General features: G+C 71.9%; 20 protein-coding genes. 12 read left to right on the top strand and 8 right to left on the bottom strand.

Annotated elements, in window-relative coordinates; genetic code table 11:
* Positions 1 to 227 precede the first annotated feature (227 nt).
* Complete coding sequence (locus SNOUR_RS08510; RefSeq protein ID WP_099055805.1) at positions 228 to 1763, top strand: sialate:H+ symport family MFS transporter; 1536 nt, start codon at positions 228 to 230, stop codon at positions 1761 to 1763.
* 64 nt (positions 1764 to 1827) lie between these two features.
* Here the strand turns inward: SNOUR_RS08510 and SNOUR_RS08505 are convergent, their stop codons facing one another.
* On the bottom strand, positions 1828 to 2562 hold the full coding sequence (locus SNOUR_RS08505; protein ID WP_067345181.1) for an MgtC/SapB family protein: 735 nt from the start codon (positions 2560 to 2562) through the stop codon (positions 1828 to 1830).
* A 434-nt stretch (positions 2563 to 2996) separates the two neighbouring features.
* Here SNOUR_RS08505 and SNOUR_RS08500 point away from each other — a divergent pair, with 434 nt between their 5' ends.
* The 5 genes from SNOUR_RS08500 to SNOUR_RS08480 all read left to right on the top strand — a co-directional run bounded on the left by SNOUR_RS08500 (position 2997) and on the right by SNOUR_RS08480 (position 9253).
* Positions 2997 to 4163: a CaiB/BaiF CoA transferase family protein gene (locus SNOUR_RS08500; protein WP_067345178.1), complete on the top strand. Its 1167-nt coding sequence runs from the start codon at positions 2997 to 2999 to the stop codon at positions 4161 to 4163.
* Positions 4163 to 4459, top strand: a complete 297-nt coding sequence (locus tag SNOUR_RS08495) for a hypothetical protein (RefSeq protein ID WP_067345175.1) — start codon at positions 4163 to 4165, stop codon at positions 4457 to 4459. The genes SNOUR_RS08500 and SNOUR_RS08495 overlap by 1 nt, the downstream gene beginning before the upstream one ends.
* Positions 4460 to 4555: 96 nt before the next feature.
* Positions 4556 to 5698, top strand: coding sequence for an acyl-CoA dehydrogenase family protein (locus SNOUR_RS08490; protein WP_067345172.1), 1143 nt, complete (start codon positions 4556 to 4558; stop codon positions 5696 to 5698).
* 87 nt (positions 5699 to 5785) lie between these two features.
* The gene (locus SNOUR_RS08485) at positions 5786 to 7000 is read left to right on the top strand and encodes an acetyl-CoA C-acetyltransferase (protein WP_067345169.1); all 1215 of its coding nucleotides are present in this window, start codon (positions 5786 to 5788) and stop codon (positions 6998 to 7000) included.
* 33 nt (positions 7001 to 7033) lie between these two features.
* Entirely contained in the window at positions 7034 to 9253 is a 2220-nt protein-coding gene (locus tag SNOUR_RS08480; RefSeq protein WP_067345166.1) for a 3-hydroxyacyl-CoA dehydrogenase NAD-binding domain-containing protein, read from the top strand.
* A gap of 37 nt (positions 9254 to 9290) precedes the next feature.
* On the opposite strand, the gene SNOUR_RS08475 is transcribed toward SNOUR_RS08480, so the two are convergent.
* On the bottom strand, positions 9291 to 10079 hold the full coding sequence (locus SNOUR_RS08475) for a MerR family transcriptional regulator (protein WP_067345164.1): 789 nt from the start codon (positions 10077 to 10079) through the stop codon (positions 9291 to 9293).
* Positions 10080 to 10213: 134 nt separating this feature from the next.
* Here SNOUR_RS08475 and SNOUR_RS08470 point away from each other — a divergent pair, with 134 nt between their 5' ends.
* The 3 genes from SNOUR_RS08470 to SNOUR_RS08460 all read left to right on the top strand — a co-directional run bounded on the left by SNOUR_RS08470 (position 10214) and on the right by SNOUR_RS08460 (position 14238).
* Positions 10214 to 12058 (top strand): AMP-dependent synthetase/ligase, encoded by a 1845-nt coding sequence (locus SNOUR_RS08470; protein ID WP_067345159.1) that lies wholly within the window; start codon positions 10214 to 10216, stop codon positions 12056 to 12058.
* Positions 12059 to 12184: 126 nt separating this feature from the next.
* Positions 12185 to 13627, top strand: coding sequence for an amino acid permease (locus SNOUR_RS08465; protein WP_067345157.1), 1443 nt, complete (start codon positions 12185 to 12187; stop codon positions 13625 to 13627).
* A 116-nt stretch (positions 13628 to 13743) separates the two neighbouring features.
* Positions 13744 to 14238, top strand: a complete 495-nt coding sequence (locus tag SNOUR_RS08460; protein WP_067345154.1) for a macro domain-containing protein — start codon at positions 13744 to 13746, stop codon at positions 14236 to 14238.
* A gap of 111 nt (positions 14239 to 14349) precedes the next feature.
* Here the strand turns inward: SNOUR_RS08460 and sph are convergent, their stop codons facing one another.
* Complete coding sequence (gene sph / locus SNOUR_RS08455; protein WP_067345152.1) at positions 14350 to 15366, bottom strand: sphingomyelin phosphodiesterase; 1017 nt, start codon at positions 15364 to 15366, stop codon at positions 14350 to 14352.
* A gap of 392 nt (positions 15367 to 15758) precedes the next feature.
* Here sph and SNOUR_RS08450 point away from each other — a divergent pair, with 392 nt between their 5' ends.
* Positions 15759 to 16406: a TetR/AcrR family transcriptional regulator gene (locus SNOUR_RS08450; protein WP_067345150.1), complete on the top strand. Its 648-nt coding sequence runs from the start codon at positions 15759 to 15761 to the stop codon at positions 16404 to 16406.
* A gap of 168 nt (positions 16407 to 16574) precedes the next feature.
* Here SNOUR_RS08450 and SNOUR_RS08445 read toward each other — a convergent pair whose 3' ends face one another.
* The 4 genes from SNOUR_RS08445 to SNOUR_RS08430 all read right to left on the bottom strand — a co-directional run bounded on the left by SNOUR_RS08445 (position 16575) and on the right by SNOUR_RS08430 (position 19821).
* A complete protein-coding gene (locus tag SNOUR_RS08445; protein WP_067345147.1) occupies positions 16575 to 16907 on the bottom strand; it encodes an aldehyde dehydrogenase family protein in 333 nt (110 codons plus the stop codon).
* A gap of 67 nt (positions 16908 to 16974) precedes the next feature.
* Positions 16975 to 17856: an oxygenase MpaB family protein gene (locus tag SNOUR_RS08440; RefSeq protein ID WP_067345145.1), complete on the bottom strand. Its 882-nt coding sequence runs from the start codon at positions 17854 to 17856 to the stop codon at positions 16975 to 16977.
* Between the two features lie 35 nt (positions 17857 to 17891).
* Positions 17892 to 19184 (bottom strand): DUF6114 domain-containing protein, encoded by a 1293-nt coding sequence (locus SNOUR_RS08435; protein WP_067345142.1) that lies wholly within the window; start codon positions 19182 to 19184, stop codon positions 17892 to 17894.
* Between the two features lie 16 nt (positions 19185 to 19200).
* Positions 19201 to 19821 (bottom strand): DUF6230 family protein, encoded by a 621-nt coding sequence (locus SNOUR_RS08430; RefSeq protein WP_312632107.1) that lies wholly within the window; start codon positions 19819 to 19821, stop codon positions 19201 to 19203.
* Between the two features lie 102 nt (positions 19822 to 19923).
* On the opposite strand from SNOUR_RS08430, the gene SNOUR_RS08425 reads away from it, so the two are divergent.
* Positions 19924 to 20850, top strand: a complete 927-nt coding sequence (locus SNOUR_RS08425; protein WP_067345140.1) for an oxygenase MpaB family protein — start codon at positions 19924 to 19926, stop codon at positions 20848 to 20850.
* An 11-nt stretch (positions 20851 to 20861) separates the two neighbouring features.
* Complete coding sequence (locus SNOUR_RS08420; protein ID WP_174717857.1) at positions 20862 to 21737, top strand: oxygenase MpaB family protein; 876 nt, start codon at positions 20862 to 20864, stop codon at positions 21735 to 21737.
* Positions 21738 to 21789: 52 nt separating this feature from the next.
* Here SNOUR_RS08420 and SNOUR_RS08415 read toward each other — a convergent pair whose 3' ends face one another.
* Positions 21790 to 23292 (bottom strand): M1 family metallopeptidase, encoded by a 1503-nt coding sequence (locus tag SNOUR_RS08415; RefSeq protein ID WP_099055666.1) that lies wholly within the window; start codon positions 23290 to 23292, stop codon positions 21790 to 21792.
* Between the last annotated feature and the right edge of the window lie 27 nt (positions 23293 to 23319).

Below are 23319 nucleotides of genomic sequence, written 5' to 3'. Positions count from 1 at the left end.
CTCTGGGCCGGGGGCCGGACCTTAGGGAGTTGTCGACCGTACGTCAACGAACGGGTGGGGCGGCGGGGTTGCCGCCCCCGGGGCGCGGCCTGGTGCGTCCCGTCTTGACGCGGAGGGGGAGCGGGTCCAGATTCGTGCGGGGAGAGGGGACGTCCGATGTCCGGTTTGGCCGGGTAAGTGCGACGGGTGGGCCGGGCCGCTGCTGGAGGAAGGCGGTTCCCGCGATGATGCACCCCGCGCAGATCCCCGACCGGCCGCCGCGCCGCCCCTGGTACCGCGAGGTCGCCCCGCACCAGTGGAAGGCGCTGTCCGCCGCCTGGCTCGGCTATCTCCTGGACGGCTTCGACTTCGTGCTGATCACGCTCGTGCTGACCGAGATCGCCGACGACTTCCGCCTGGACACCGCGACCGCCGCCTCCCTCGTCTCCGCCGCCTTCGTCACCCGCTGGCTGGGCGGAGCGCTCCTGGGGTCGCTCGGCGACCGCCACGGCCGGCGGACGGCCATGATCGCCAGCATCCTCCTCTACTCGCTCGCCACCTTCGCCTGCGGGTTCGCCTGGGACTACACCAGCCTGTTCGTCGCCCGCCTGGTGCTCGGGGTGGGCATGGCGGGGGAGTACAGCACCAGCGTGACCTACGTCCTGGAGAGCTGGCCGACCCGACTGCGCAACCGGGCCTCCGGATTCCTGATCTCCGGCTATGCGGGCGGTACGGTCCTCGCGGCCCAGCTCTATGCCTGGGTGGCGCCCACGTGGGGCTGGCGCTGGATGTTCTGGATCGGGGTGCTGCCGGTCCTCGTCGCCCTGTGGATGCGCCGCTCGCTGCCGGAGGCGGGGGACTGGCACACCGAGATCGGCGCCGCCGGGGCAGGACCCGGGGCGCGGCGCCCGGAACGCACCAATCCGTTCCGGCCGTTGTGCACCGGCGGTCTGCGGCGCCGGGCCAACGTCGTGCTGGCGACGGTCGCCTCGGCCGCGCTGTTCTGCGCCTTCATCCCGCTCGGCGCGGGGTTCGTACCCTGGTCGGCCACGGTCGCCGCGCTGTGCCTGGTGGCCTTCGCCGCACAACTGGGCGGGCGTCGCGGCTGGTTGCTGTACGTCTCCCTGATGGCGACGGTGTTCTGCGCCTTCCTCTACAGCTGGCCGGTGCAGGCGCTGCTGCCCACCTACCTCAAGTCCGATCTGGGATACACGCCCGCGCAGGTCGGCGACGTGATGCTCTTCGCGGGGTTCGGCACCATGGCCGGCTGCTGGCTGGCCGGGTTCACCGGCGACCTGCTCGGGACCCGGCGCGCCTACGCGTACACCCTGCTGGCCTCGCTCGCGTTCGTCTTCCCGGTGTTCGCGGTGCGCGGGAGTCTGGTGGGGCTGGGGGTGCTGATCTTCATGCTGCTGGCGTTGGGGCAGGGCATCTCCGGGATCCTGCCCAAGTACATCGCGGGGCACTTCCCGACCGGGGCCCGCGCCGCGTCGCTGGGCTTCGTCTACAACGTGGGGGCGCTGGGCGGCGCGGTGGCGCCGGTCCTCGGGGCGCAGCTCGCCCGGGGGATGTCCCTGGGGAGGGCGCTGGCGGTCCTCACCTTCGGGCTGACGCTCCTGGTCGTCGTCCTGGTGGGCGGCGATGTCCCGCGGCGGCTGGCGCGGCTGGTGGACCATCAGGTGCCCGGCGACCTGCTCGCGTCGGGTCCGGAGCACGGTGTGGGCGCGGGCGGGGCCGGCGGGCCGGATGCCGCCCGTGGAGAGGCGGCGCCCGGTGCGGTGTGACGAGGGGCGGGGGAACGCGGCGTCCGACGGTGGCAGCTGCCGCCGTACGCGGCCGCGGCCGGGGTCACTCCGTACTGTCGGTGCGCCGCCCCAGCGCCACGCCACGGACGCCCTCCAGTTCCGTCAGCGCCGCCACCAGGGGATGCGCGGAACCGTTGCCCTCCAGACGGAGCAACACCTCGGCCGCCGGGTGGCCGACCTCCTGGCCGGTCTCCACCTGGACGTCGGTGACCCGGAACCCGCTTCCGGTGCACAGCTCCAATATTCGCCCCAGCAGTCCGTGTTGTGCCTGGTAGGCGAGGCGGAGTTCGACCCGGTCGAAGGCGGGTCCCGAGGCGATCCGTTCCGAGACCTTCGCGAAGCCGCGCACGATCAGGAAGTGCACCGCCGTGGCGCCGATCGCGAGCAGCGGCAGCCCGCCGCCGCAGGCCATCCCGATGGCGCAGGTCAGCCAGATGGTCGCGGCCGTCGTCAGCCCCCGGACCGCGTCCCGTCGCACGAAGATCAGCCCACCGCCGATGAAGCCGATGCCGGAGACGACCTGCGCGGCGACCCGGGACGGGTCCAGCGCCACACCGTCCGTGCCCAGCAGCGAGCCGAAGCCGTGGATCGACACTTCCATGAACAGGGCGCTGCCCACCCCGACGAGGGTGTGGGTGCGCAGCCCGGCGCTCTTCTGCCGGGCCTCCCGCTCCAACCCGATCAGCGAGGACAGCAGCAGGGCGATGGCCAGCTCGGCGAACTGCCGCAGCCCTTGGCCGGCGCGGACGTCGAATAATGCGGCGGCGAGGTGTGACATGACGGCATTGTCCCTCCGCCGGACCGGTGTCCGGCGCTCCGCGGGCCGTTGTCAGTGGTCGCGGTTAGCGTTGAGGGCGATGGGCGGCGCGGGCGGTGCGCGGCCCGCCGGAGGCACCGCGGGCGGTGCCGGACGGGGGAGCGGACGTGGAGGACGGCATGGCGAAGGCGGCAGGGCCGATGACGGCACCGGCGCGCAGGGTCGCGCTCCGCGGCTGTATAGCCCCCGAGCGGCTCATCGACCGGTTCGGCGGGAATTAGGCGCAGCAGCAGGCGCGCGAAGGTCCGTGACGGCGAGGGCAGTTGGGCATCGCCGACGCGGGCCTTTTGTCTTGACGGCCACTTGGCACAGGGGGGCTTGTGGAAAGTGGAACACGTTCTTAACATCACGAGTGTTACATCAGAAGTGTCACAGTGCGGAAGGCATGGGGCGCGATGACGCAGTCAGGGAACGGCCCGCTGAGCGGGGTGCGGGTGGTGGAGCTCGCGGGCATCGGCCCCGGCCCGTTCGCGGCCATGCTGCTCGCCGACCTCGGTGCCGACGTCGTCCGGGTCGACCGCCCCGGAGGCGCCGGACTGGGCATCGATCCGGCGTCCGACATCACCAACCGCAACAAGCGCTCGGTGCTGGTGGATCTGAAGCAGCCCACCGGGGTGGCGCAGGTCCTCGACCTGGCCGAGCGCGCCGACGTCCTGATCGAGGGATACCGCCCCGGCGTGGCCGAACGACTGGGCGTCGGGCCCGAGCCCTGCCTGGCGCGCAACCCCCGCCTGGTCTACGGCCGGATGACCGGCTGGGGGCAGGAAGGCCCGCTCTCCGGCACCGCCGGGCACGACATCGGCTACATCGCCATCACCGGCGCCCTCGGCATGATCGGCCCGCCCGACGGCCCGCCCGCCATCCCCGCCAATCTGCTCGGCGACTACGCCGGCGGCTCCCTGTACCTCGTCATCGGGGTCCTCGCGGCCCTCCAGCACGCCCGCACCGAGGGCGGAGCGGGCCAGGTCGTGGACGCCGCGATCGTCGACGGCACGGCCCATCTGACGGCGATGATCCACGGCATGCTGGCGGCCGGCGGCTGGCAGGACCGGCGGGGCGCCAACCTCCTCGACGGCGGCACACCGTTCTACGGCGCCTACGAGACCGCCGACGGCGGGTACATGGCCGTCGGCGCGCTGGAGCAGCGGTTCTACGCCGAGTTCATCCGGCTGCTCGGCATCGCGGACGAGGTCCCCGGCCGGGACGACCTCGCCGCCTGGGAGCAGCTCCGCACCGCCATCGCCGCCCGGTTCCGGACCCGTACCCGGGACGAGTGGACCGCCGTCTTCCAGGACTCCGACGCCTGCGTGGCACCCGTGCTCTCCCTGCGCGAGGCCCCGGCGCACCCGCACCTCGCCGCCCGCGGCACCTTCACCGAGCACGCCGGCCTCACCCAACCCGCCCCCGCACCCCGCTTCTCGGCCACCCCCGGGACGGTCCGCAGACCCCCCGCCCGGCCCGGAGCGGACACCGAAGAGGTCGCCCGCGACTGGCGCGTGCCCGGCCTCGCCGCCCCGGCCGACGGCCCGCGCCGCACCGAGCGGAAGGAGGCGGCCCACTGATGGAGCTCTCCGCCACCCTCCGGTACGCGATCGATCCGCGCCGCGCCGCCGAAGGGGCGGCCGCCCACCGCACCCCCGCGCTCGGCCGCCGCAGACCGTCGCCCGCGGCATGGACGCGACGAGGAAGCACTTCCACCACGGCCTCGCCGCCGCCCACGGCCGCATGGGCGTCCCCTCGGACGAAGGCCGAGGGGACGATCGCCGTGTGCCGGGAGGCCGGCGTGAGGACGTTCAACGCCCGGCCCATAGGCCCCGATCCCGCCGCACTCGGCGCGACCGTCACGAGCCGGCTCTGAGGGACCGGGCACGAGGAAGCACCCACCGGGGGACCCCGGACCCCGGCCCGAGCAGCCCCGCCGACCACCCAGGACCATCCCCGAAGGGACAGCAGCGTGAAGCGCCAGATCTTCACCGAGGACCACGACGCCTTCCGCGAGACGGTGCGCACCTTCCTCGCCAAGGAGGTGACGCCGCACTACGAGAAGTGGGAGAAGGACGGCATCGTCAGCCGGGACGCCTGGCGGGCGGCCGGCCGGCAGGGACTGCTGGGCCTGGCCGTGCCCGAGGAATACGGCGGCGGGGGCGCCACCGACTTCCGCTACAGCGCCGTCCTGGCCGAGGAGTTCACCCGCGCCGGCACCCCGGGCTTCGCCATCGGGCTGCACAACGACATCATCGGTCCCTATCTGACCTCGCTCGCCACCGAGGAGCAGAAGCGCCGCTGGCTGCCCGGCTTCTGCACGGGCGAGACCATCACCGCCATCGCGATGACCGAGCCCGGCGCCGGCTCCGACCTCCAGGGCATCCGCACCGCCGCCGAGGACCGCGGCGACCACTGGATCCTCAACGGCTCCAAGACCTTCATCTCCAACGGCATCCTCGCCGACCTCGTGATCGTCGTCGCCAAGACCACCCCCGAGGGCGGCGCGCACGGCCTGAGCCTGCTGGTCGTCGAGCGCGGGATGGCCGGCTTCGAGCGGGGCCGCAACCTCGACAAGATCGGCCAGAAGTCGCAGGACACCGCCGAACTGTTCTTCAACGACGTGCGGGTGCCCAAGGAGAACCTCCTCGGCGAGCTCAACGGCGCCTTCGTGCACCTGATGACCAATCTCGCCCAGGAGCGGATGGCGATAGCGATCGCCGGGATCGCCGCCGCCGAGCACCTGCTGGAGATCACCACCGGCTATGTCAAGGAGCGCGAGGCGTTCGGCCGGCCGCTCGCCAAGCTCCAGCACATCCGGTTCGAGATAGCCGAGATGGCCACCGAGTGCGCGGTCACCCGAGCCTTCCTCGACCGCTGCATCGCCGACCACTCCGACGGCACCCTCGACGCCGTGCACGCCTCCATGGCCAAGTGGTGGGCCACCGAGCTGCAGAAGCGGGTGGCCGACCGCTGCCTCCAACTCCACGGCGGATACGGCTACATGACCGAATACCCCGTCGCCCGCGCCTTCACCGACGGCCGCATCCAGACCATCTACGGAGGGACGACCGAGATCATGAAGGAGATCATCGGCCGCTCCCTGCTCGGCTAACCCTCCCCGACCGTGCCCTCCCGGGGCATGACATCAGCGGCTGACCCCGCGGGCCCCCGACCCCGGGCCGCGAAGAAAGGCTTTTCAGTGAGCACCGAAGCGTATGTGTACGACGCGGTCCGCACCCCCCGCGGCCGCGGCAAGGCCAACGGCGCGCTGCACGGCACCAAGCCGATCGACCTGGTCGTCGGCCTGATCCACGAGGTGCGGCGGCGCTTCCCCGACCTGGACCCGGCCGCGATCGACGACATCGTGCTGGGCGTCGTCGGACCGGTCGGCGACCAGGGCTCCGACATCGCCCGGATCGCCGCGATCGCCGCCGGTCTGCCCGACACCGTCGCCGGCGTACAGGAGAACCGCTTCTGTGCCTCCGGACTCGAAGCCGTCAACATGGCGGCGGCCAAGGTCCGTTCGGGCTGGGAGGACCTCGTCCTGGCCGGCGGCGTCGAGTCGATGTCGCGGGTCCCGATGGCCTCCGACGGCGGTGCCTGGTTCGCCGACCCGATGACCAACTTCGACACCGGCTTCGTCCCGCAGGGCATCAGCGCCGACCTCATCGCCACCATCGAGGGCTATCGCCGTCGCGATGTCGACGAGTACGCCGCGCTCTCCCAGGAGCGGGCCGCCGCGGCCTGGAAGGACGGCCGCTTCGAGCGCTCCGTCGTCCCCGTCCGGGACCGCAACGGCCTGGTCGTCCTCGATCACGACGAACACCTGCGCCCCGGCACCACCGCCGACTCGCTGGCCGGCCTGAAGCCGTCCTTCGCCGCCATCGGCGAGGCCGGCGGTTTCGACGCGGTCGCCCTCCAGAAGTACCACTGGGTCGAGAAGATCGACCACGTCCACCACGCCGGCAACTCCTCCGGCATCGTGGACGGCGCCGCACTGGTCGCCATCGGCTCCAAGGAGGTCGGCGAGCGCTACGGCCTGACCCCGCGGGCCCGCATCGTCTCCGCCGCGGTCTCCGGCTCCGAGCCGACGATCATGCTCACCGGGCCCGCGCCCGCCAGCCGCAAGGCCCTGGCCAAGGCCGGTCTGACCGTCGACGACATCGACCTGGTCGAGATCAACGAGGCGTTCGCCGCGGTCGTCCTGCGCTTCGTCAAGGACATGGGCCTCAGCCTGGACAAGGTCAACGTCAACGGCGGCGCCATCGCCCTGGGCCACCCCCTCGGCGCCACCGGCGCGATGATCCTCGGCACCCTCGTCGACGAGCTGGAGCGGCAGGACAAGCGCTACGGCCTCGCCACCCTCTGCGTCGGCGGCGGCATGGGCGTCGCCACCGTCGTCGAGCGTCTCTGACCCCCTCGTCCCGCCCACCACGGAGTACCAACCATGAGTGAATCCACCACCATTCGCTGGGAGCAGGACGAGACCGGTGTCGTCACCCTGGTCCTGGACGACCCCGACCAGTCCGCCAACACCATGAACAGCGCCTTCAAGACCTCCCTCACCGCGGTCGCCGACCGCCTGGAGGCCGAGAAGGACGGGATCCGCGGCATCATCTTCACCTCCGCCAAGAAGACCTTCTTCGCCGGCGGCGACCTGCGCGACCTGATCGCCGTCACCCCCGACCAGGCGCAGCAGGCGTTCGAGGCGGGCAACGGCATCAAGCGCGACCTGCGGCGGATCGAGACGCTCGGCAAGCCCGTCGTCGCCGCCATCAACGGCGCCGCGCTGGGCGGCGGTTACGAGATCGCCCTGGCCTGCCACCACCGTGTCGCCCTGGACACCCCCGGCACCAAGATCGGCCTGCCCGAGGTCACCCTCGGCCTGCTGCCCGCCGGCGGCGGCGTCACCCGCACGGTCCGGCTGCTGGGCATTACCGACGCGCTGCTGAAGGTGCTCCTGCAGGGCACCCAGTACAACGCCACCCGCGCCAAGGACAACGGGCTGATCCACGAGGTCGCCGCGACCCCCGAGGAACTGCTCGTCAAGGCACGGGAGTTCATCGACGCCCACCCCGAGTCCCAGCAGCCGTGGGACGTCAAGGGCTACAAGATCCCCGGTGGCACTCCGGCCCATCCGAAGTTCGCCGCCAACCTCCCGGCGTTCCCCGCCAACCTCAAGAAGCAGCTCAACGGCGCGCCCTACCCGGCCCCGCGCAACATCCTCGCCGCGGCCGTCGAGGGCTCCCAGGTCGACTTCGAGACCGCGCAGACCATCGAGGCGCGCTACTTCGTCGAGCTGGTCACCGGCCAGGTCTCCAAGAACATGATCCAGGCGTTCTTCTTCGACCTCCAGGCCGTCAACTCCGGTGCCAACCGCCCCAAGGGCATCGAGCCGCGCACGGTCCGGAAGGTCGGCGTCCTCGGCGCCGGCATGATGGGCGCGGGCATCGCCTACGCCTGTGCCAGGGCGGGCATCGAGGTCGTCCTCAAGGACATCACCCTGGAGGCGGCCGAGCGGGGCAGGGAGTACTCCGAGGGGCTGCTCGCCAAGGCGCTGGCCAAGGGGCGGACCACCGAGGCGCAGCGCGACGAGCTGCTGGCCCGGATCACCCCCACCGCCGAGCCCGCCGACCTCGCCGGCTGCGACGCGGTCATCGAGGCGGTCTTCGAGGACGTCGCCCTCAAGCACAAGGTGTTCAAGGAGATCCAGCACATCGTCGGCCCCGACGCGCTGCTGTGCTCCAACACCTCCACCCTGCCCATCACGCTGCTGGCCGAAGGCGTCGAGCGGGACGCCGACTTCATCGGCCTGCACTTCTTCTCGCCGGTCGACAAGATGCCGCTGGTGGAGATCATCAAGGGCGAGCGGACCGGTGACGAGGCGCTGGCCCGCGCCTTCGACCTGGTGCGCCAGATCAAGAAGACCCCGATCGTCGTCAACGACTCGCGCGGCTTCTTCACCTCCCGCGTCATCGGCCACTTCATCAACGAGGGCGTGGCGATGATCGGCGAGGGCCTCGACCCGGCCTCGGTAGAACAGGCCGCGGCCCAGGCCGGCTACCCGGCCAAGGTGCTGTCCCTGATGGACGAGCTCACCCTCACCCTCCCGCGCAAGATCCGCAACGAGACCAGGCGCGCCGTGGAGGAGGCCGGCGGCACCTGGCAGCCGCACCCGGCCGACGCCGTCATCGACCGCATGGTGGACGAGTTCGGGCGCCCCGGTCGCAGTGGCGGCGCGGGCTTCTACGCGTACGGCGACGACGGCAAGCGGGTCGGCCTGTGGCCGGGGCTGCGCGAGCACTTCCAGCGGGAGGGCGCCACCATCCCGTTCCGGGACATGCAGGAGCGGATGCTGTTCTCCGAGGCGCTGGACACCGTCCGCTGCCTGGAGGAGGGCGTGTTGACGTCCGTCGCCGACGCCAACATCGGCTCCATCTTGGGCATCGGCTTCCCGGGCTGGACCGGCGGTGTGCTCCAGTACATCAACGGTTACCAGGGTGGGCCAGGGCAGGAGAAGGGCGACGGGGCCGGGCGGGAGGAGCTCGTGGGCCTGCCCGGGTTCGTGGCCCGTGCCCGGGAGCTCCAGGCGGCCTACGGCGACCGGTTCGCGCCCTCCGCGCTGCTGGTCGAAAAGGCCGAGCGGGGTGAGAAGTTCAGCGACTGAGCCGTGCGCGGGGGCGGGCCGCCGCGGCCCGTCCCCGTCACCCCGGGTCCGGGTCCGCGCCGCCGCGCTCGTCCGCGCCGCCGTGTTCCGCCGGGCCCTCGGGTGTGCCCTTGCCGAGCCACTCCCGCAGTTCTTCCTTCATCGATCGTTGGAAGGCGGTGACCAGTGCCTGCACCACCATCGGCTGCATATGGGCCGACAGCGACTTCATCCGCGCCATCTCCTCCGCGTCCGGCCCGCCGTCCCGGTACGGCTCCCATACCTCGTCCTTGAACAGCCGGCCGAGCTCCCGGGCCGCCGAGCGGGTGTGCTCGATGACGACGGTGCGCGCCGCCAGGATCGTCTCCAGCGCGATCGGCACGTCGAGCAGCCGCGTCCCCAGGTGCAGCAGCCCCGGATCGACCCGGAAGACCTCCGGATCCTCGGTGCGCACCAGGACGTTCATCGCGGCCAGTCGGTCGAGGTCCTCCTCGGTGAGCTGCCGGCCGACCCGTCGCTCCAGCTGGTCCCGGGTGGCGTCCTCCGCCTGGTCCGGGATCCAGCTCGCCACCAGGGCGCGGTGGATGGCCAGGTCCTGGGCGCTGAGATCGGGCGGCAGCTGCGCCAGGTAGCGTTCGATGGCGGACAGGGTCAGGCCCTGGTGCTGGAGTTCCTCGATGAGCGCGAGCCGCGAGAGGTGGTCCGGGCCGTAGCGGCCGACCCGCCGCGGGCCGATCTCGGGCGGCGGCAGCAGGCCGCGGGTGCTGTAGAAGCGGATCGTGCGGACCGTGACGCCGGCGCGGGCGGCGAGCTCGTCGACGGTCAGGCCGGGGGCGGACTCCATCATGTTCAACAGTATTGCTGTCTCACCAGTCCTGTGAAACCTTCTTCACCGCTCAGCGCGCAGCCGGGCCCCCTTCGGGCAGGGCCTGGGTCCTCCGTACGGTCCGCAGATCAGGCCCACACCCTCGGGAGGCCGCCATGACCACGCTCCTGCGTATGCCCGGTGAGCCGGGCGAACTCACGCTGCCCGCCCTGTTGTTGCGCAACGCCGAGGACCACGGCGCACGACCGGCCCTGTCCTGGCGCGGCCCGGACGGCGGTTGGCGGACGCTCAGTTGGGCGGCGGCCCGCCGCCGGATCGGTGAACTGGCCGCCGGGTTCCGGGCGCTCGGCGTCCGCCGCGGGGAGATCGTCCTGCTCATGATGGGCAATCGCCCCGAGCACTGGCTCGGCGACCTCGCCCTGGTGCATCTGGGCGCGGTGCCCGTCACGGTCTACGGCACCGCCGCACCGGGCCAGATCGCGCATATCGCCCGGCACAGCCGGGCCCGCCTGGCCGTGGTGGAGGGCCCCCGGGAGCGGGCGCGCTGGGAGCCGCTGCTCGACGATGCGGCGGCGCGGCTGGAGCGGCTGGTGGTCGTCGAACCGGCGGACGGGCCGCCGGCCGCCGGTCGTGGGGCGGCGGGCCGGTACGAGAGCTTCGCCGCGGTGGCGGCCCGTGGCGCCGAGGCGTACGACCCAGGGGAGTTCGAGGCCACCTGGCGGCAGGGCGACGCCGGCGACACCCTCACCGTGGTCTATACCTCCGGCACGACCGGCGACCCCAAGGGGGTGGTGGTCAGCCACCGCCATGTGCTGCTCAACGCGGCGGCGCTGGACGGCGTCGTCGAGCTGCCGGACCACGCCGCGCACCTGTGCTACCTGCCCTTCGCGCACATCGCCGAGCGGATGCTGGGCCTCTACCTGCCGGTCTTCCGGGCCGCGCACGTCTACCTGTGCGCGGATCCGGCGGCGGTCGCGCCGACCGCCCGTGAGCTGCGGCCGGCACAGTTCTTCGGGGTGCCGCGGGTGTGGGAGAAGCTGGCGGCGACCGTCCGGGCCGCGCTGGCGGAGCTTCCCGCCGAGCGCCGGCGGGCCGTGGCGGCGGCGGCTGAGACCGCCCGCGCCCATGTCGCCCACCGGGAGCGCGGGCAGCGGCCGCCCGCCGCGCTGGCCGCGGCGTACGCCACCGCGAAGGCGCAGGTGCTGGACCCGCTGCTGGCGGCGGCCGGTTTCGACCGGCTGGTGTGGACGGCGAGTGCCTCCGCGCCGATGCCGCCGGAGGTGGTGCGGTTCTGGGCCGGATTCGGCATCGTGATCATGGACGCGTGGGGGCTGACCGAGACGGTGGGGGTGGTCACGACCAACGGCCCCGACGGCTTCCGGCTGGGTTCGGTGGGCCGGCCGCTGGCCGGGCTGGAGGTGCGTACGGCCGCGGACGGCGAGATCGAGGTGCGCGGCCGGACGGTGTGCGCCGGGTACCTCCGGGCCGACGGGACGGTGGAGCCGGCCACCGGCGCGGACGGCTGGTTCCGCACCGGCGACATCGGCCGGATCGACGCGGACGGCTTCCTCTGGCTGACCGACCGCAAGAAGGAAATGATCGTGACGTCGACCGGCAAGAACGTCTCGCCGGCGCTGGTCGAGAACGCCCTCAAGGAGCATCCGCTCGTCGGGCAGGCCCTGGTGCACGGCGACGGCCGGTCGTACCTGGTGGCGCTGCTGGTGCTGGATCCGGAGCTGGCTCCGGCCTGGGCGGCCCGGCACGGCATCGCGGGGAGCCTTGCGGAACTGGCCCGGCATCCGGCCGTCCGTGCGGAGGTCGAACGGGGCGTGACGGTGGCCAACGCGCGGCTGAATCGCACGGAACAGGTCAAGCGATTTATCTTGCTGGGCGAGGAATGGGGTCCGGAATCTGGCGAACTAACGCCGTCGATGAAACTCCGGCGCGGTGTTATTCGCCACAAATACGGACGAATCCTAGAGCGAATGTACGCCATGTGATCTCGCACACAGACGGAGCGCCGCAACTCGTGGAAGGTGTGCGACTGGCCGTTCGCGCGATCCGCGGTGCCGGTCATGTTCAGGCGCTCCGAAAGTGAGATACCAGTAGTGAGCACAGAAACCGTCGTGGATGAAGCCCAGCGGCCATCGGACGGAGGGAGCGAAATCCGGCAGGATGCGGGGGACGCCGGATACAGCAAGGGCCTCAAGGGCCGGCACATCAACATGATCGCCATCGGCGGCGCGATCGGCACCGGCCTCTTCCTGGGCGCTGGTGGTCGACTGCACTCCGCCGGTCCGGCTCTGGCCGTCGCCTACGCGGTCTGCGGTCTGTTCGCCTTCTTCGTCGTCCGAGCGCTCGGCGAACTGGTCGTGCACCGCCCCTCGTCCGGCTCGTTCGTCTCCTACGCGCGGGAGTTCCTGGGGGAGAAGGGCGCCTACGTCGCCGGCTGGATGTACGTCGTCAACTGGTCCACGACCGGTATCGCCGACATCACCGCGATCGCCCTGTACACCCACTACTGGAGCATGTTCACCAGCATCCCGCAGTGGGTGATGGCGATGATCGCGCTGGCCGTGGTGCTCTCGATCAACCTGATCTCGGTGAAGATCTTCGGTGAGATGGAGTTCTGGTTCGCGATCATCAAGGTCGCGGCGCTGGTCGTCTTCATGTTCATCGGGATCTTCCTGCTGGCCACTCAGCACCCCGTCGACGGGCACACTCCGGGCCTGAACCTGATCACCGACCACGGCGGTATCTTCCCGACCGGTCTGCTCCCCGTGGTGATCGTGCTCCAGGGCGTCGTGTTCGCCTACTCCGCCGTCGAACTGGTCGGCGTCACCGCCGGTGAGACCAGCGAGCCGCACAAGGTCGTGCCCAAGGCCGTGAACTCGATCATGTGGCGGGTCGGCATCTTCTACGTCGGTTCGGTGATCCTGCTGGCCATGCTGCTGCCGTGGAACATGTTCAGCGCCAACGAGAGCCCCTTCGTCACCGTGCTGTCCCACGTCGGCATCCCGCACGCCGGTGACGTGATGAACCTCGTCGTGCTCACCGCGGCGATGTCCAGCCTGAACTCCGGGCTGTACTCCACCGGCCGCATCCTGCGCTCGATGTCCATGGCGGGCTCCGCGCCGAAGTTCGCCGGGCGGATGAACCGCAACCAGGTGCCGTACGGCGGCATCATGCTCACCTCCGCGGTGTGTGTGCTCGGTGTCGGGCTCAACTACTGGCTGCCGGGCAAGGCGTTCGAGATCGTGATCAACATTGCGGCGCTGGGCATCATCAGCACCTGGTGCACGATCATGGTCTGTCACATGGTGTTCGTCCGCCGCGCCAAGGAGGGCCTGGTCGAGCGCCCGCGCTTCCGCCTGCCGGGCACGCCGGTCACCGACATCGCCACCATCGTCTTCCTGCTCGGCGTCATCGTGCTGATGTGGTTCGACGACGGCGTCGGCCGGCAGACCGTGCTGCTGATCCCGGTGCTCGCCGCGGCGCTGGTCGGCGGTTGGTTCGCGGTCCGCGGTCGGGTCCGCCGGATCGCCGAGGAGCGCGAACTCGCCGAGTAGCCCAGGCGAGGACGCACGCCCGCACGACGGAGGGCGGCCGCGGAGGACCGGAGGGTCGCCGTGGCCGCCCTCGTGCGTCCGGGCCCGTTGTCAGTGGTCGCCCGTACCGTGGGGTCATGGCTGAGAAAACGGGGATCGACGCCGCCATCACGTACCTCAAGGGTGATGCCACCGCGCCTCAGGGCAAGGGCGTCAAAATGATCGTGCACGTCTGCAACGACCTCGGGGGCTGGGGCAAGGGCTTCGTGCTCGCCCTCTCCCGTCGCTGGCCGGAGCCGGAGCGGGCCTACCGCCGCTGGCACCGCGAGCGGGCGCGCAACGACTTCGGGCTGGGCGCCGTCCAGTTCGTGTCGGTCGATGAGCATCTGTGGGTGGCCAATGTCGTCGGGCAACGGGGCACGAGGACCGGCAGCAAGGGCGTGCCGGTGCGGTACGAGGCGATAGCGGCCGGGCTCGGCCGGGTCGCGGACGAGGCGCTGGAGCTGGGTGCCTCGGTCCATATGCCGCGGATCGGCTGCGGGTTGGCGGGCGGGAAGTGGTCCCGGGTGGAGCCGCTGATAACCCAGCGGCTGATCGGCCGCGGGGTCGCCGTGACGGTCTACGACCACTGACGGTCCCGGGAGGGAGCCGGCAGGTGGGCCGGCGGATCGGCTGCCGAGGCCGATCCGCCGCCCTGCCGGGTCGGTCGCCTACCGGGTCGGGTCGGCCACCTGCCGGGTCGGTCAGCCGCCGACGACCGGGTAGTGGTCGGAGAGGTTGGTGTAGGTGTAGTCCTTGCCCCAGCTGGAGACGGTCCAGGGCGCCGACTGCTCCTTGATCACGGTGTTCCGCCAACCGGCCGGCCGGGCATGGCCGTTGCGGAACAGCACATAGTCCAGGTCCTCGCGGGGGTCGTTCGGGTAGCGGTACGCGGCGATCGAGTTCTCCTGGGTGTCGAAGGAGTACGGGTGGCCCGTGCGACTGTCCGCGGGGGCCAGGTCGGCGTTGGCCAGCAGCGCGTCGTACTCCGAGCCGTGGGAGTCGATGTTCATGTCACCGGCGACCATGATCTCCTCGTCCGCCGGGATGTTCTTGGCATCGAGGAAGGCGTCCATCTCCTTGAGCTGCTTGGCGCGGTCGGCCGCCGCCTCCCCCGCCTTGCAGCCCGAGTCGGTGGACTGGGTGTGGGTGCCGACGACATGCACCTTGGTGCCGTTGACGTCCAACACCGCATAGACGAAGCCCTTGTTGGAGAAGGAGTCCGAACCGCAGGCGTCCTTGTAGACGTACTGCTCCTTGCGCAGCACCGGCCACTTGCTCAGCAGCGTCACCCCGCCGTCCTCGGGCGTGACGGCGGAGTAGGCGCCACCGGTGGCGTCCCAGCCGCTCCGGCTGCGGCCGACCACCGGCGTCTGGTGCGGGTACTCCGCGGCGGCCTGCGACTTCAGTGCGTCGGAGGAGGAGTTGTCGAAGGCTTCCTGGAGTACGACGACGTCGTTGCCGTGGAAGAAGTCCGCGGCGGCGATGGCCTGTGCGCGGTGGTCCTGGCCCCAGTTGGGATAGAGGTTCTTGCTCATCAGGAAGGTGTTGTAGGTCAGCACCTTGAGCCGGGGCGCGCTCGCGGCGGACGGGGATCCGGCGGTGCCGGCCGCGGCCGACGGGGTCACGGCCGACGCGGTGGGGGACGCGACGGCCAGGGTGGCGGCGAGGGCCACGGCGATCGCGGCGACCCGGGACGTGCGCAGCGCGGAGTGCGGCACTGAAACTCCCGATAGAGGGGGGACTTGGGGTGGGGGACTCGAAGTGAGCCACGTGCAGTGGGGCGCGTGGAGTGGAGTACGTGCAGGGGGGGTGATGCACCGGCGACGCACATCAAACCAGCTGGAGTTACTTCTAGGTAACCTCTCGGTGGGCGGAAGATTTACAGACCGCGGCTCTTGCCGATGCTCGCGTGCTGGATGCCGCCGACCCCGCCGTGGACGGTCCCGGCGGCTCATGGGCTGCCGCCTGGACAGGCCGTCGTTACAAAGTGATTCGGTTAGTGTCTTTGTCACCGACGGCTGCGTCAGACGGTCGCCGACAGGGTGACGGCCATGGACGCGGTGACGGTTCCGGTGACGGTGGTGGGCCTCGGCTGCGAGAAGGGGAACCGATGGGGGACGAACGGAAGCTGCCGGACCGGGCGTTGGAGCGGGCCCCGGGGGACGGCGGCGCGCTGACGGAGAAGATCCTGGACGCGGCGCGGGAGCAGTTTTTGACCTTCGGGCTGCGGCGGTCCACGGTCGATGACGTCGCCAAACGGGCCGGGGTCTCCCGGGTCACGGTGTACCGGCGGGTGGGCAACAAGGACGAGCTGGTGCAGCGGGTGCTGCTGCGGGAGTACCGGCAGTTCGTCGCCGAGGTGGACGCGGCGGTGGCCGGACTGCCCACGATGGAGGAGCGGATGGTGGAGGGGTTCGCCGCCGTCCTGCGGCTGATCCGGGGGCATCCGCTGATCGGCGGCCTGATGCGGTTGGAGCCGGAGACGATGCTGCCGTATCTGACGGTGGAGAGCGGGCCCTCCTTCCTCGCGATGCGGGGGTACCTGGCGGGGCACTTGCGGCGGGCGCGGCGGGTGACGGAGGAGGAGGGGGACGAAGGGGACGAGCAGGAGAGCGGGGATCCGGTGGCGGTGGCCGAGCTGATGGTGCGGATCACCGTGTCCTTCCTGCTCAATCCGGTGAGTTGCTTCGAGCTGGACGACGACGAGAAGGCGCGGGGGTTCGCACGGCGCTATCTCACGCCCCTGCTGGATCGGTGAAGGACGGCAGACGGGCAAGGGGTGGGGAAGCGTGCGACGGGGCGTCGGGCCGGGGCTGCCCGATGGCCCCCGTCCCCTTTCCCGGCCCGTCGACCTAGCGCCGGCTGTGCAGCCACCGGCCCGCCTCGATCGCGTGTGCCGCCCGGCGCCCCGGGGTCGTGAACGACGTCAGGTCCACCGGGGGACGGAAGCGGCGAGCAGCGCGCGTTGGTGGACGGCGAGCGGGCCGGAGGGGACGCGGCGGCGCCCCAGGACGCGGCGGGCGTTGCGGGCGGCCCAGTCCAGGTGGACGAGGGTGAGCAGCACCTCGGCGCGGGCGACGTGCGGCGGCTTGCCGGTCTCGGCGGAGATCGACTCGGCCAGTTCGGGCAGCCGGCGGGCCAACGACCGCTTCCAGGCGAGCAGGCGGGCGCGGCGGCCCGTCCACCCGCAGGCCGCCCAGGCGCGGGCCGCCTCCCGGGCTCGGCCGACGGCGGCCCGGGCCTCCTCGGGGCCGTCCACGGGATGCTCGCCGACCGGCTCGCCGGTGAGTGGGGAACGGGGAACGGGGAACGGGAGATCAGTACGGTCATCCGGTGTCCTCGCGGGGCAGCGGGCGGAGCGGACGGTGCTGGGCCCAGGCCGGCCCGAGGTCGTCGAGGGTGTAGCCGAAGGGGTAGGAGCGGGGCCGGGACAGTCCGGGCCGGGAGTCGGGCCGGGCGGGCAGCAGCCGGACCACGGTGGCGCGGGCGCGGAGCGCGCGGTGGGCCAGGGTCCGTAACCACGGCGGCTGCACGGGGAATCCGAGGGCGCGCAGCAGGGGTTCGTCCAGCAGGGCGAGGGAGAAGCGGGCGACGGCGGGGCGGAGGACGGCCGGGTACCAGGAGGCCATGACCCGGAAGGTGGCGTTGGCGACCCGGTGGTTGGCCGGGTGGTAGGCGAACATCGCGGCCTCGTAGTCGTCGAGGAGCTTCTCGTAGCCGGCCATGGTGCGGGGCGCGTCGGGGATGCCCATCAGCTCGGCGAGCTTGTGGCCGACCAGGGCGAGCGCGGCCTTCTCGTTGGCGCACAGGGGGCGCCAGCCGTAGCGGTCGATCCAGCGCTCGGGGCCGACGACGGTGGTGGCGAGGACGTAGCGGAAGTCGTCGTCGGGGATGCGGTATTTGCCGTGGATGCGGTTGAGGTGCCGGGCGGCGGCGCGCCCCCGGGCGGAGTCGAAGCCGTCGGCGGCCATCTCGTAGCCCAGGAGCACCGTGTCGTCGTAGCGCTTCTGTCCGTTGCGCTCGAACTCCTGGGTGCGGTCGAGGAGTTGGGAGATGCGGGGGACGCCGTAGTCGCGCAGGAAGGCGACCGAGACGCCCTGGGCGTAGTCCCAGGGGAATTCGTACTGGGTGAGCCAGCGGAAGATCTGCTCGAAGTCCCGCTCGGGGGCCATTCGGCGGATCTCCCGCAGCCGGGTGTAGCGGCCCATGTGCGTGCCTCCTGAGGGGGGTGCGCGGTGGTCTCCTAGTGACTGCCCAGGAGCCGGTAGCGGACCTCGGCCGCGTCGACGAGGACCTGGCCCGCGGTGACCGGTTTCAGGGTGAGCGAGGGCAGTCGGACGGCGAGGGGGAGGTTGGCGGGGACGACGTCCGCGCCGAGGCAGAGCCGGGGGGTGCTGACGTTCAGCCACGGGATCTCCAGGGCGCCCTGGAGGTAGGTGGCGTAGACGTCAACGTCGCGGATGTCGAGCCGGACACGGAGGAGGTGGTCGGTGCCGTCGGGGCCGGTGACCCGCAGGCGGTAGTCGTCGGCGACGATCCGGGCGGCGTGCACCCAGAGGACCTTGATCCGGCCGCCGCCCGCGGTGGGCAGGTAGGTCGCGCCGTGCACGAGGGCGTCGGTGGCGGCCAGGCGGGCGGCGCCGACGGTGGGGTAGTAGGGGCTGACGGGGTAGGTGGCGCGGCCCGGGCCGGGCTGTTCGTCGGCGACGACGGGCGGGGCCAGGGCGGTCGTGTCGTCGGGGGCGCCGATCTCGCCGGGGCGGGCGGTCCGGGGCGGGGGTGCCGTTCGGTCGCCGCCGGACGGGGGCGGGCCGGTGGGCGGGGGGTTGTCGGCGCCGCCGGTGTCCAGGCCGGTCAGGCAGGGCAGCGGGATCCGGCCCAGGGCGTCGCGCGGGTCGCCGTCGGCCGCGTGGGCCGGCGCGGGGGTGAGCAGTCCGGCGGCGAGGGTGAGCGGGAGCGTCAGGGCGAGGGCGCAGGCACCGGGCCGTGGGGGCCGTGCGCCGTGGCCCTCAGGCGCTTTTGGGCGCGCGGTCACCGCCTCGGCGCCCGTCGCGGATGCCGTTCCGTCCGTACCTGCCGTACCGCGGCTGGTCCCCGCCGGCTCCGGTGCCGCCGGCTCCGGCAGCCACCCGAAGGCCATCGACGAGCCCAGCAGCCCCAGCCCGCAGCCGACCCCGAAGCCGCCCAGGTTGGTCGTGGCGAGCGAGACCAGGGAGGCGATGGCCGTCACCACCGAGACGAACATCCGCTGGGCGGGCGCGAAGACGAAGAACAGGCCACCGGCGATCAGCACCAGGCCGACGCCGACGGCGGACATCGCGCCGATGCCGACCTTGAGCATCAGTGGCAGCGGTGCCAGCGGCAGGGCGATCAGCTCCAGACCGCCGGCCAACGCCCACAGCCCGGCCCAGAACGGCCGGCGGCGGCGCCAGGACCGCAGCGGCCGGCGCACCCCGGGCAGGGGCAGGACCCGGTCGAGCCAACTGCCGGTCTCCTTGGCGAGTTCGGCGAGAAAGCCGAGGACGAAGGTGAGCACGGGGCCTCCCAGCGGCCTAGTAGCACTCTTTGCCGGAGTGGCTGAGCTCGATCTCGACCTTGTCGAGGGTGAGCGACCCGCCGTTGGAGGCCCAGGCGGTGCTCTTGACGTCGCGCGCCAGTGCGCTGGTCGCCTGGACGCCGAAGAGTCCGCGCGGCCCGTCGACCCCCGGTGCCCCGGTGAGCGTGGCGGCGTCCCGGCCCGCCTGGACGCCGGTCACCCGGCCCCCGCTGCTGGTGAGCGCGTCGGCGTCGATCACGATGTTCTCGCCCCGCACGGGCCGGTCGCCGCCGGAGCGGACGAGCAGCGACACCTCGCCGACCAGCGGCAGTCGCTGCTTCATCGACAGGCAGACGCCCTTGGCCGTACCGGTCCTGATGCCGGCCAGCAGCACCGCGTGGCCGGTGCCGTCCGAGCCGCCGAGCGACGACGGGAAGCCGGCGATCCCCTGGCCGGTGATCTCGTCGGCGGAGACCTTGAAGTTCTTGCCGGACACCGCGAAGGAGGCCGCCATCGCGCCTTGCGCCAGGGCGAGCACCAGCGCCCCGACGCAGGCCGTGCTCGGCACCAGCATCACGGCGGTGCGCTTCCAGTGCGTCCGTCCCTCGGGGCTCAACTCACGTGTGCTCGCGGCCATTTCGGGGACCTCCCGATGGAGTGAGTCAATGTTACAAGGACTATTGACTTGTTTCACGAGCCGCGTCAACACTGCTGACACGGATTCAGCGAGGAGGCGGGAATGGACACCGCGGCAGCATCCGGCACCCCCTTCGGTCATGCGGCGGGGCGCCTCCCCGCCCAGGTCCGGTCGCCCTGCCGGGGCGGCGTCGCATGGCGCCATTTCGGCGACACCCGAGCTTTTTTGACGTCCCCTCAGCTTCTGCTGCTCCAGGTCGCGCACCCCGTCGTCGGCGCCGGCGTGGCCGCTCACTCGAACTTCCGCGCCGAACCCTGGCAACGACTCCTGCGCACCGTCGGCTCGCTGGGCACGGTCGTCTACGGCGGGCAGGCCGCGGCCACCGCCGAGGCCCGGCGGCTGATCGAGGTCCACCGGGAGATGAAGGGCACCGACGCGCAGGGCCGCCGCTACCACGCGCTGCACCCCGAGGCGTACCACTGGGTGCACGCCACCCTCGTCCGCGGCCCGGTAGACGCGCTCCGGCTCTTCGGGCCGGGGCTGACGGCGGAGGAGACCGAGGAGTACTACCGCGAGATGCGGGACGTCGGCCGGGTCTGGGGCCTGAAGGACCATCACCTGCCACCCGACTGGGCGTCGTTCTGCGCCTACTACGACCGTGTGGTGGCCGAGCGGCTGGAGCTCAACGACTCGGTGCGGGACGTCCTGACGGAACTGGCCCGGCCGCAGAAGCCGCCGGTGTGGTGGGTCCCGGCGGTGCTCTGGCGGCCGTTCGCCGCGCTCGCCGCCCACTACGCCCTGCTGGTTACCATCGGCGTGTTGCCGCCCGTCCTCCGCGAGCGGTTCGGGCTCGCCTGGACCGACCGCCGACAGCGCCGGCTGCGTCGGTTCGCCCGGGTGGTGCGCTGCCTGATGGCGCCGGTGCCGCCGCCGCTGCGGATCGCCCCGGCGCTGTTCCTGGCCTACTGGAACACCCACCGGCCCGGCACCGACCCGCGGACCCGTCGGCCGCTGGGAGCCACCGTATGATCAGTAACCTTATGAACACGGTACGAACGGCATCAGAACGCATGGACCCGGAACCCCCGCCGCCCGGCGGCGTCCTCTGGTCGCTGGTCGGGGACGTCCGCTCGCTGCTGACCCTGCCCGCGGCGCTGACCATGCAGGTCGCCCACCCCGCGGTGGGCGCGGGCGTGGACGACCACTCGGTCTTCCGCGCCGACCCGTGGGGGCGCGGCGAGCGCTCGCTGGCCTCGCTCCAACTGTGGGTGTACGGCGGGGCGGAGGCGGTCGAGGAGGGCCGGCGGCTGCGCCGGCTGCACCGGTCCATCCAGGGCACCGACGCGTACGGCCGGAAGTACCACGCGCTCACCCCCGCGTACTACGCCTGGGTGCACGCCACCGGCTACCCCGTCTTCCGGCACGCCCAGCGCTACCTCGGCCGCCCCTTCACCGCGGCGCAGGAACGGCAGCTCTACGCGGAGTGGCTCCAGGTCGGCCGGATCCTGGGCATCCGCGACCGGGACATGCCGCAGACCATCGAGGAGTTCTGGCCGTACTACCGCGAGGTCCTCGACACCCAGATCGAGGAGACCGTGGTGGTGCGGGAGTTGATCGCCACCGACCGGCCGCTGCCGGCGCCCGACCGCGGTCCCTGGTGGCTGCGGCTGCTGCTCCGGCTGGTCTGGCCGGTGATCATGCCGGGATTCGCCCGCTTCCGCCGGTTCGTCACCATCGGCCTGATGCCGCCGGACGCCCGGCGCGCCATCGGGCTCCCGTGGACCGCCGCCCAGGAGCGCAGGCTGCGCCGCCTGGGGCTGGCGGTGCGGCTGATGATGCCGGTGCTGCCGGAACGGCTGCGGTTCATGCCGATCGCCCGCCGGGCCCGCCGGAAGCACCGGACGGCCGGCGGCTGAGCCGCGGACGGGCGGAGCCGGGCATGCCCCGACCCCGCCCGTCCGCGCCCGGTCAGTGACCGTCGTGCACGTTGTGGGTGGCCGCGATCTGCTTCCAGGACTTGGGCTGGGCGACCAGACCCTGCGCGGCGAACGCCCGCGCGCCCGCGCCGGCCGCCGGCTTGGTCGGCTGGTACAGCCAGGTGTCGAAGAAGTCGGCCAGCGGCTTCCCGGACTTCTGCTCGGCGAACTTCACGAAGTCCCCGACCGCGGCGTTGCCGTACCGGTGCTCCGTCGGCCAGGACTTGAGGATGTCGAAGAACACCTTGTCGCCGAGCTTGTTGCGCAGCGCCTGGAGGGCCAGCGCGCCCCGGTCGTAGACCGCCGAGTCGAACTGCTTGTCCGCGCCCGGGTCGCCCGGCTTCACCGTCCAGAACGCGTCGTCGGCCGGGTGCTGGGCGTAGACGTAGTCCGCCAGCTGCTGCGCGGTGCCCTCGCCCTCCTTCTCCGACCACAGCCACTGGCTGTACGAGGCGAAGCCCTCGTTGAGCCAGATGTCCTTCCAGTCCTTGAGCGACACGCTGTCGCCGTACCACTGGTGGGCCAGCTCGTGCACCACCACCGAGACGTTGGTGCCCTTGTCGAAGGCCTGCTTGCCGTAGAACGGCCGGGTCTGGGTCTCCAGCGCGTAGTGCGCCGGGACGTTGGGGACGTAGCCGCCGACCGAGTTGAACGGGTACGGGCCGAAGACGCCCTCCAGCCACTCGGTGACCTCGGTGGTGCGCTCGATGCTCGCCCGCGCCGATCCCAGGTTGGCGCCCAGGTCCGGACTGACCGCGTTGATCACCGGCAGGCCGTCGGCGGTGGTGTCGGTGGTGATGTCGAACTTCCCGATCGCCAGCGTCGTCAGATACGTCGCCTGCGGCTTGTCCGAGCGCCAGTTGTACCGCGTCCAGCCGAGCTTGGAGCTCTGCGAGGCGAGCACGCCGTTGCTCAGCGCCTGGGTGCCGTCCGGCACCGCGACGGAGATGTCGAACGTCGCCTTGTCGGTGGGGTGGTCGTTGCTGGGGAACCACCACACGGCGGAGTCCGGCTCCTGCGCCACCACCCCACCGTCCGGCGTCCGGGCCCAGGCGGTGAAGCCGTCGATCTTCAGCTCGGAGGGCTTGCCCGCGTAGCGCACCACCACGCTGATGTCCTTGCCCTTCTCCAGCGGCGTGGCCGGAGTGACCTCCAGCTCGTGCTTGCCGGAGGTGGCGAAGGTGGCCTTCTTGCCGTTGACCCGGATCTCGCTGACCTTCAGGCCGAAGTCCAGGTTGAAGCGCGAGAGATCCTGTGTGGTCCGGGCGAGCAGGGTCGCCGTGCCCTCCAACAGGTCCGTCTTCGGCTGGTACTTGAGCCGCAGGTCGTAGTGGGAGACGTGGTACCCGCCGTTGCCGCTGTCGGGGTAGTAGCTGTCGCCCACGCCGGGGGCACCGGGTGTGCCGTGTACATCGGCCTTGGAAACAGCCGACGCCGGGATCGCCAGCATCAGGCTGAGCGCCGCCGCACCCGGGACCAGGAGTCTGTGACGCACGAGTCCTCCAACTCGTAGGGGTGGTGG

The organism is Streptomyces noursei ATCC 11455, from assembly GCF_001704275.1.
In the GTDB taxonomy this organism is placed as follows: Bacteria; Actinomycetota; Actinomycetes; order Streptomycetales; family Streptomycetaceae; genus Streptomyces; species Streptomyces noursei.
This window is presented reverse-complemented; position numbering and strand designations above follow the sequence as displayed.

Bases quoted from the DNA above. Each gene is read 5' to 3' on its own strand.
- SNOUR_RS08440 (WP_067345145.1), bottom strand. From the start codon at position 17,856: ATGGGCCGCTACACCCGGCTGCGGGAGATCCGCCGAATGGCCCCCGAG.
- SNOUR_RS08430 (WP_312632107.1), bottom strand. From the start codon at position 19,821: ATGGCCGCGAGCACACGTGAGTTGAGCCCCGAGGGACGGACGCACTGG.
- SNOUR_RS08450 (WP_067345150.1), top strand. From the start codon at position 15,759: ATGGGGGACGAACGGAAGCTGCCGGACCGGGCGTTGGAGCGGGCCCCG.
- SNOUR_RS08510 (WP_099055805.1), top strand. From the start codon at position 228: ATGCACCCCGCGCAGATCCCCGACCGGCCGCCGCGCCGCCCCTGGTAC.
- SNOUR_RS08425 (WP_067345140.1), top strand. From the start codon at position 19,924: ATGGACACCGCGGCAGCATCCGGCACCCCCTTCGGTCATGCGGCGGGG.
- SNOUR_RS08460 (WP_067345154.1), top strand. From the start codon at position 13,744: ATGGCTGAGAAAACGGGGATCGACGCCGCCATCACGTACCTCAAGGGT.
- SNOUR_RS08480 (WP_067345166.1), top strand. From the start codon at position 7,034: ATGAGTGAATCCACCACCATTCGCTGGGAGCAGGACGAGACCGGTGTC.
- SNOUR_RS08500 (WP_067345178.1), top strand. From the start codon at position 2,997: ATGACGCAGTCAGGGAACGGCCCGCTGAGCGGGGTGCGGGTGGTGGAG.
- SNOUR_RS08470 (WP_067345159.1), top strand. From the start codon at position 10,214: ATGACCACGCTCCTGCGTATGCCCGGTGAGCCGGGCGAACTCACGCTG.
- SNOUR_RS08505 (WP_067345181.1), bottom strand. From the start codon at position 2,562: ATGTCACACCTCGCCGCCGCATTATTCGACGTCCGCGCCGGCCAAGGG.
- SNOUR_RS08475 (WP_067345164.1), bottom strand. From the start codon at position 10,079: ATGATGGAGTCCGCCCCCGGCCTGACCGTCGACGAGCTCGCCGCCCGC.
- SNOUR_RS08495 (WP_067345175.1), top strand. From the start codon at position 4,163: ATGGAGCTCTCCGCCACCCTCCGGTACGCGATCGATCCGCGCCGCGCC.
- SNOUR_RS08420 (WP_174717857.1), top strand. From the start codon at position 20,862: ATGAACACGGTACGAACGGCATCAGAACGCATGGACCCGGAACCCCCG.